Source organism: Aeromonas rivuli, from assembly GCF_000820045.1.
GTDB lineage: Bacteria > Pseudomonadota > Gammaproteobacteria > Enterobacterales > Aeromonadaceae > Aeromonas > Aeromonas rivuli.
Genome location: NZ_CDBJ01000027.1, coordinates 209,952 through 216,425 on the forward strand (window position 1 = coordinate 209,952; position 6,474 = coordinate 216,425).

Below are 6,474 nucleotides of genomic sequence, written 5' to 3' on the forward strand. Positions count from 1 at the left end.
CCTTTCCTATAAGGACAGCCCCATGTCGCAAGCCAATTTCCGACTCTCTCTGGTCGTGCCCGTTTATAACGAGGAAGAGAGCATTGATGCCTTTATTGCCGCGATAGACTCAGAACTGCACTCCATCAAGGAGCACCTGGAGATCGTCTTCGTCAACGACGGCAGTCGCGATCGTACCCGTGACGTCGTCGAGCAGGCCATCGCCCGTGACCCCCGGGTGACCCTGGTCAATCTGGCGCGCAACTTCGGCAAAGAAGCCGCCATGACCGCAGGCCTGCACCACGCCCGTGGCGATGCCATGGTCCCCATGGATGTGGACTTGCAAGATCCCCCCGCTCTCATCCTGGAATTCGTCAAGCTGTGGCAAACCGGTGACTATGACACCGTCTACGGCATTCGGGTCGATCGCAGCGCCGACACCCCGATGAAGCGCATCACCGCCGGCGGCTTCTACCGCTTCTTCAATGCCCTCTCCAGCGGTACCAAGCTGCCGGAAAACGCCGGTGACTTCCGCCTGATCGATCGCCGGGTCGTCGAGGCCATCAAGCAGCTGCCAGAGCGCACCCGTTTCATGAAGGGTCTGTTCGCCTGGGCCGGTTTCCGCGCCGTCGGCGTGCCTTACGAGCGTCCCGCCCGCCATGCCGGCGAGACCAAGTTCAATTACTGGAAGCTGTGGAACTTCGCCCTCGATGGGGTGATGAGTTTCTCCAGCTGGCCGCTGCGGGTATGGAGCTATGTCGGGGTCGGCGTTTCCTTCGTTGCCTTCCTCTACATCCTCAAGATAGTGACCCAGGTGCTCTTCTTCGGCGTAGATGTCCCCGGTTACGCCTCGCTGATGTCGGTGGTGCTCTTCCTCGGCGGCATCCAGTTGCTCTCCCTTGGCATCATAGGCGAGTACATTGGTCGCATGTTCGTGGAAGTGAAGCAGCGTCCTATTTACCTGATTGAAGGGGTTTACGGCCAATATGCCGCCGATGAGGCGAGCAAACCCTCTGCCCCCAAGGCCAAGAGCCGCGCCAAGGCGAGCAAGCCTGAGCAAGCTGACGCAGCAAGAGATGGCCAGGAGCAAGATCCTGCATGATCTCCCGCGATGAATTCTGGCGGTTGGTGCGCTTCGGTTTCGTCGGTGGTGGCGCCACCCTGGTGGATCTGGGCAGCGCCTTTGCCCTGTTCCACAGCTGGCCCGGCATCAACGAGCACCTGGTCACCACACTCGCGTTCTCGGTGGCTTTCTGGTTCTCCTTCTTCGGCCACAGGTACATCACCTTCCAGAAGCAGGGGGCCGTTGGCAAGTTCTTGCTGGTTGCACTCTTCTCGTTAGCGGTGCGTAACCTGATCCTGAGCGGCCTGCTGTTTGCCGGGCTCTCCGGCCTGCTGCCGGTGGTCATCGCCACCTTGACGGTCACCATACTGACCTATGTCCTCTCCCGTATCTGGGTATTCGCTTGATGAATGATGTGACCAATCTCAATGTGCCGGGCGCCGTGGCGCCCTATCGTCCCTCCCTGCGTATCAGCGGCAATGACTGGCTGCTGATCTTTGCAGCCTTTGCCCTGAGTCGCATCGCCTTGTATGGCATGGGTTACTTCGGGACCCAGCTGTACGGCAGCCCCATTGGCCCCTTCCAGGCTTACTGCCAATTCGACTGCGTCTGGTTCCAGCGCATCATTGAAAACGGCTACGATCTCTATCCACGCTGGCTCAGCAAGGGCAATGCGGCCAACTGGGCCTTCATGCCCCTCTACCCCATGCTGGCCGGCGGCATCTCCAGCCTGCTCGAGGTAGAGAGCCTGTTTGGACTGATGCTGGTCGCCAACCTCGCCTTCTTCGCCAGCCTGCCGCTGATGCTGCTGGTGCTGCGTCAGCTCAAGTTGGGAGATGAAACGGCACGCTTCGGAGTCTGGCTGCTCGCCTTCTCCCCCTTCTCGGCCTATTTCGTGTCCGGCTATACCGAGCCCATGTTCATGGCGCTCATGCTGGGCATGTTCCTGTTCGCTTACCGGGAACAGTGGATGATGGTGGCCGTCTTGGGGATCCTCATCTCCAGCACCCGCAACCTGGGGGTCATGATGGTGTTCCCCGTGCTGATCCTGGCGCTGCAGGCCTATGGCATCCGCGAGTTCCTGCGTTTCAGCGAGCGGACCCTCAAGGTGGTGCTCACCCTCTGGCTCATCCCCTTCGGCCTGTTCGCTTACATGGTCTACCTCTACCACCTGATGGGGGATGCCCTGGCATTCAAACACATACAGGTTGCATGGGGTCGTCACATGGACAGTCCGCTGGACTGGTGGATGAGCGGCTTCGAACTCGGCGGGCGCAAGGCCTACCTCTCCATCATGGTGATGTTCGGCTGGGCCCTGAACGGCTATCTGTTCTACAAGAAGCGCTGGGCCGAGGCGACCCTGATGTTCATCTGCTGCACCATACCGCTGATGACAGGGCTCAACGCCATGCCGCGCTACATGTTTGGCCTCTATCCGACCCTCCTGGCCATCATCTTGCTGACTCACCGCTGGCCCGCCATCCGACCGGCAGTGCTCTGCCTGTCCGGCATGGTGGCCTCCTTCATCGCGGTGGCCTTCGTCAACTTCAAGTTCTTTACCGTCTGATCCCCCATCACGACCATAAAATGCCGACCTCAGGGTCGGCATTTTGCTTATCTTGCTGTGCAAACCAACCGCCTTGCCCTTGAAAGCGTTGCCATTTGAACCGAGTTCACAGATCCCGGTTGCCGTTTCCCACTCGCCCTCTGGGGCCCCTTAGAATGAACCATCCCGCTGCTTGGCAAAGGAATGGTTCATGCGTCTCTCCCCTCTGTTGCTCGCCCTGCTGGCCCTGCCCGCCTGGGCAGCCCCCGACTTGCACCTCTATGTGGATGGCGAGGCGCTGCCCGTCAATCTCAGCCTGACCGGGGGGATGCAGCAGCTGACCCACCCCCTGGCCAAGGGCAGTTACCGCATTCGTATCAGCGATGCAGGCAACAGTTGCGGCACCAGCTTTGGCCCGCGCGAAAACATGCCGCTGCCCTTTGGCACGGATCTGCCCATGGACAACTGTGCGCCAGAGAGCAGCTTCACCCTCAAGGTGATGCTGGCAGGAGAGTACGAGTTCAGCTTCGACCCGCAGACCCCCAGCCTGAAGGTGCTGCGGGCCACCAAAAAGAGCACCTTCAAACGCCAGCCCCCCGAGCAAGCCTGCCTTGCCTGGGATGGCGGCCCGGTGACGGTGTCGCTGAAGGGCGTCTGGCCCGACGGCACCCGGCTGCGGGATGCCTACTCCAGGCAGGAGGCCGTGGTCACACAGGGCAAGCTGACCCTGACCCCGACCAAGGAGAGCGGCGGCCTGCTGCTGCTCGAACCCGTGGTGGCGCCAAGATCCGAGCCCTTCAGCTGGGATCAGGCGAGCGTCTATTTCCTGCTGACCGATCGCTTTGCCAACGGCGATCCCGGCAACGATCACAGCTTCGGCCGCCAGAAGGATGGCCAGGACGAGGTCGCCACCTGGCACGGCGGCGACTTCAAGGGATTGACCGCCAAGCTCGACTACATCAAGGCCCTCGGCATCAATGCCATCTGGATAACCCCCATGGTGGAGCAGGTGCACGGCTTCATCGGCGGCGGTGAGCAGGGCAAGTTCCCCTTCTATGGCTATCACGGTTATTGGGCGCTCGACTTCACTAAAATCGACCCCAACTACGGCGATGAAGAGAGCCTCAAGACCCTAGTGGACCAGGTCCATCAGCGGGGCATGCGCATCATCCTGGATGTGGTGATGAACCATGCCGGTTACGCCACCCTCGCCGACTTGCAGGATCTGGGACTGACGGCGCTGACCCGAAACAGCGAAAAATTGCCGGCCCGCTGGAATGAGTGGCGCCCCAGTAGCGCGCAGAGCTGGCACGACTACAACCCGTTCATCGACTATCAGTCACCAGCGTGGAACAAGTGGTGGGGGCCAGACTGGGTGCGGGCGGGTCTGCCAGGCTATCCCCAGCCCGGCACCGATGACGTCACCGGTTCGGTGGCGGGGCTGCCGGACTTCCTGACCGAGTCCGACCAGCCGGTCGGCCTGCCTCCTCTGCTCGCCGCCAAGCAGGATACCCGGGCCAAGGCGCTCCCCAATGCCACGGTAAGCGACTACCTCATCGCCTGGCACACCGACTGGGTGCGCCGCTTTGGTATCGACGGTTTTCGGGCCGACACCGTCAAGCACCTGGAACCCGAGGTGTGGCTGAAACTCAAGCAGGCGGGCAATGCGGCCCTCAAGGAGTGGAAGGCGAACAACCCGACCAAGAAGCTCGATGATCTGCCCTTCTACATGGTGGGCGAGGTGTGGGATCAGGGGGTCACCAAGGACTTCTGGTACCAGAACGGCTTCGATGCGCTGATCAATTTCGATTACCAGCGCGAGGCCGCGCTGCCCCAGGCCCAATGCCTGGCCAGCGCCGAGCCGACTTACGCCAGCTATGCCAGCCGCCTCAACCAGGATCCCGAGTTCAACGTGCTGAGCTACATCAGCTCCCACGACACCAAGCTGTTCTTCGGGGACTATCAGGATGTGGCGCTGCAACGGCGAGTGGCCAGCAGCTTCCTGCTGCTGCCCGGCGCGGTCCAGATCTACTACGGTGACGAGTCGGGCCGGGGACTGGCCAAGGATGGCGGCGTCTTCGATCAGGGGGTGCGATCCGACATGAACTGGCAGGAGCTGGCCAGCGGTGACAAGGCCGAGCTGGTCAAACATTGGCAGCGACTCGGCCAGTTCCGCGCCAGCCACCCGGCCATCGCCGCCGGCAGCCACCGTCAGCTCTCCGATGCCCCCTACAGCTTCGTGCGAGAAAAAGGGGACGACAAGGTGGTGGTGGTGTTCGCCGGGCGTGAGCAACCCTAAGCGCCGGCACGCATCGACACTGGGCATCACTGACTCGAGCGGCCAAGGGGAGAGGTCGGTGGCAAAACTGAACGAGGGGAGCCTGGGCTCCCCTCGTTCATACCACCGCCAGACTGTACATGCCTGGCCGGTGCCTGACGCCACCACCCGATGTTAACCCTGCGGCCTGGCGGCCAGCGCGGGCCACTCCTTGCCAGCCCGCTCAAGGGTCTCCTGCCACAGGGGCCAGGCCAGCAAATGCTGCTGATAAGCCCCCGCCGCCCCCGGCAAGGCGATACCGTAGTTGAACAGACGCTGGGCCATGACGACGTAGAACGCGTCCAGTATACCGGGAGCGCCAAAGTAGAAGCCGGCGCCGGCCTGGGCCCAGATCACCTGCAACCTGGCCAGCTCGGGCAAGGTCTCCAGGGGGGGCTCCTGCTTGCGGGGGGCCCCCAGAAAATAGGGTAAACGGCTGCGGATCTGGCCAAAACCGGCGTGCAGCTCGGCGCACAGGCTGCGCGCCAGGGCACGCTCGGCTCGGCCCGCCGGATAGAGTCCCCGACTCGGATACTGCTCATGCAAATATTCGGCGATGGCCAGGGAGTCGTGCACCCGCACGTCATCATGCACCAGCCAGGGCACCAAGCCTGCCGGGGCCTGCTGTTTGAGCCTGTGCAGGGCCGCGGCATCCTTGAGCTCGAACGCCTGCTCGCGCCACTTGCCCCTGGTCAGACCGAGTACCAGGGCCGCCCGCATCGCCCAGGTCGAGCCCGTGCCGACCGTCAATACCATCTCATCCATCTTGCTCTCCTGCATCGCCAGGGTCCCGGGCCACCCCATCACAGGCGGCGAGTTGCTGGCTACTTGTTATTGCCTATTGATAGACATAGCAATTCATCCTGGCTGACCGTCACATTTGTCGGTCTGCGTGTTTGACCACCATGGGGGGCGATGCTAGTTTGATGTTCCAAAACAAATAGTTAACATCGAGCCATGGACAGCCAATTTACCATCGTCATCGCGGATGACCACCCCCTGTTTCGGGGCGCACTCTATCAAGCCGTGCACATGGCCGTCAGCGATGCGCAGTTGCTGGAGGCTGACTCCATCGACAGCCTGGCCCATCTGCTTAAGGATCACCCCGAAGTCGACCTGCTGCTGCTCGACCTTAAAATGCCGGGCGCCAATGGCTTCGAGGGGCTGGTGCATCTTCGCGGCCAATACCCGGATCTGCCGATTGTTGTCGTATCAGCCTCGGAAGAGGCCTCTGTCGTGCAGCAGGTGCTGCGGCTCGGCGCCCTGGGGTTCATCCCCAAATCCTCCTCCATGAAGCAGTTGGTGACGGCGCTCAATGCGGTCATCGCCGGTGATACCTGGCTGCCAGAGGGCATCTCGCTCAGGCCAGAGTGCGAAGATGAATCGAGCCTGACCAGCAAGCTGGCCAGTTTGACCCCCCAGCAGTACAAGGTGTTGGTGATGCTGCGCGATGGCAGCCTCAACAAGCAGATTGCCTGGGAGCTCAATGTCTCGGAAGCCACCATCAAGGCACATATCACCGCCATCTTCCGCAAGCTCGACGTCAAGAATCGCACCCAGGCAGTGATT

General features: G+C 61.7%; 6 protein-coding genes. 5 read left to right on the forward strand and 1 reads right to left on the reverse strand.

The features are described from left to right. Positions 1 to 22 precede the first annotated feature (22 nt). From BN1130_RS05205 to BN1130_RS05220, 4 genes are all read left to right on the forward strand, one after another. Complete coding sequence (locus BN1130_RS05205) at positions 23 to 1,081, forward strand: glycosyltransferase family 2 protein (protein WP_042040728.1); 1,059 nt, start codon at positions 23 to 25, stop codon at positions 1,079 to 1,081. After that, a complete protein-coding gene (locus BN1130_RS05210) occupies positions 1,078 to 1,449 on the forward strand; it encodes a GtrA family protein (RefSeq protein ID WP_042040729.1) in 372 nt (123 codons plus the stop codon). The genes BN1130_RS05205 and BN1130_RS05210 overlap by 4 nt, the downstream gene beginning before the upstream one ends. Further along, positions 1,449 to 2,609, forward strand: coding sequence for a membrane protein (locus tag BN1130_RS05215; RefSeq protein ID WP_042040730.1), 1,161 nt, complete (start codon positions 1,449 to 1,451; stop codon positions 2,607 to 2,609). Before BN1130_RS05210 ends, BN1130_RS05215 begins: the two co-directional genes overlap by 1 nt. 190 nt (positions 2,610 to 2,799) lie before the next feature. Further along, positions 2,800 to 4,887, forward strand: a complete 2,088-nt coding sequence (locus tag BN1130_RS05220; protein ID WP_042040731.1) for an alpha-amylase — start codon at positions 2,800 to 2,802, stop codon at positions 4,885 to 4,887. A 153-nt stretch (positions 4,888 to 5,040) separates the two neighbouring features. Here the strand turns inward: BN1130_RS05220 and BN1130_RS05225 are convergent, their stop codons facing one another. Then, on the reverse strand, positions 5,041 to 5,670 hold the full coding sequence (locus BN1130_RS05225) for a glutathione S-transferase N-terminal domain-containing protein (RefSeq protein ID WP_042040732.1): 630 nt from the start codon (positions 5,668 to 5,670) through the stop codon (positions 5,041 to 5,043). 192 nt (positions 5,671 to 5,862) lie between these two features. Here BN1130_RS05225 and BN1130_RS05230 point away from each other — a divergent pair. After that, on the forward strand, positions 5,863 to 6,474 hold a 612-nt coding region (locus tag BN1130_RS05230; RefSeq protein ID WP_042040733.1), incomplete at its 3' end, for a response regulator.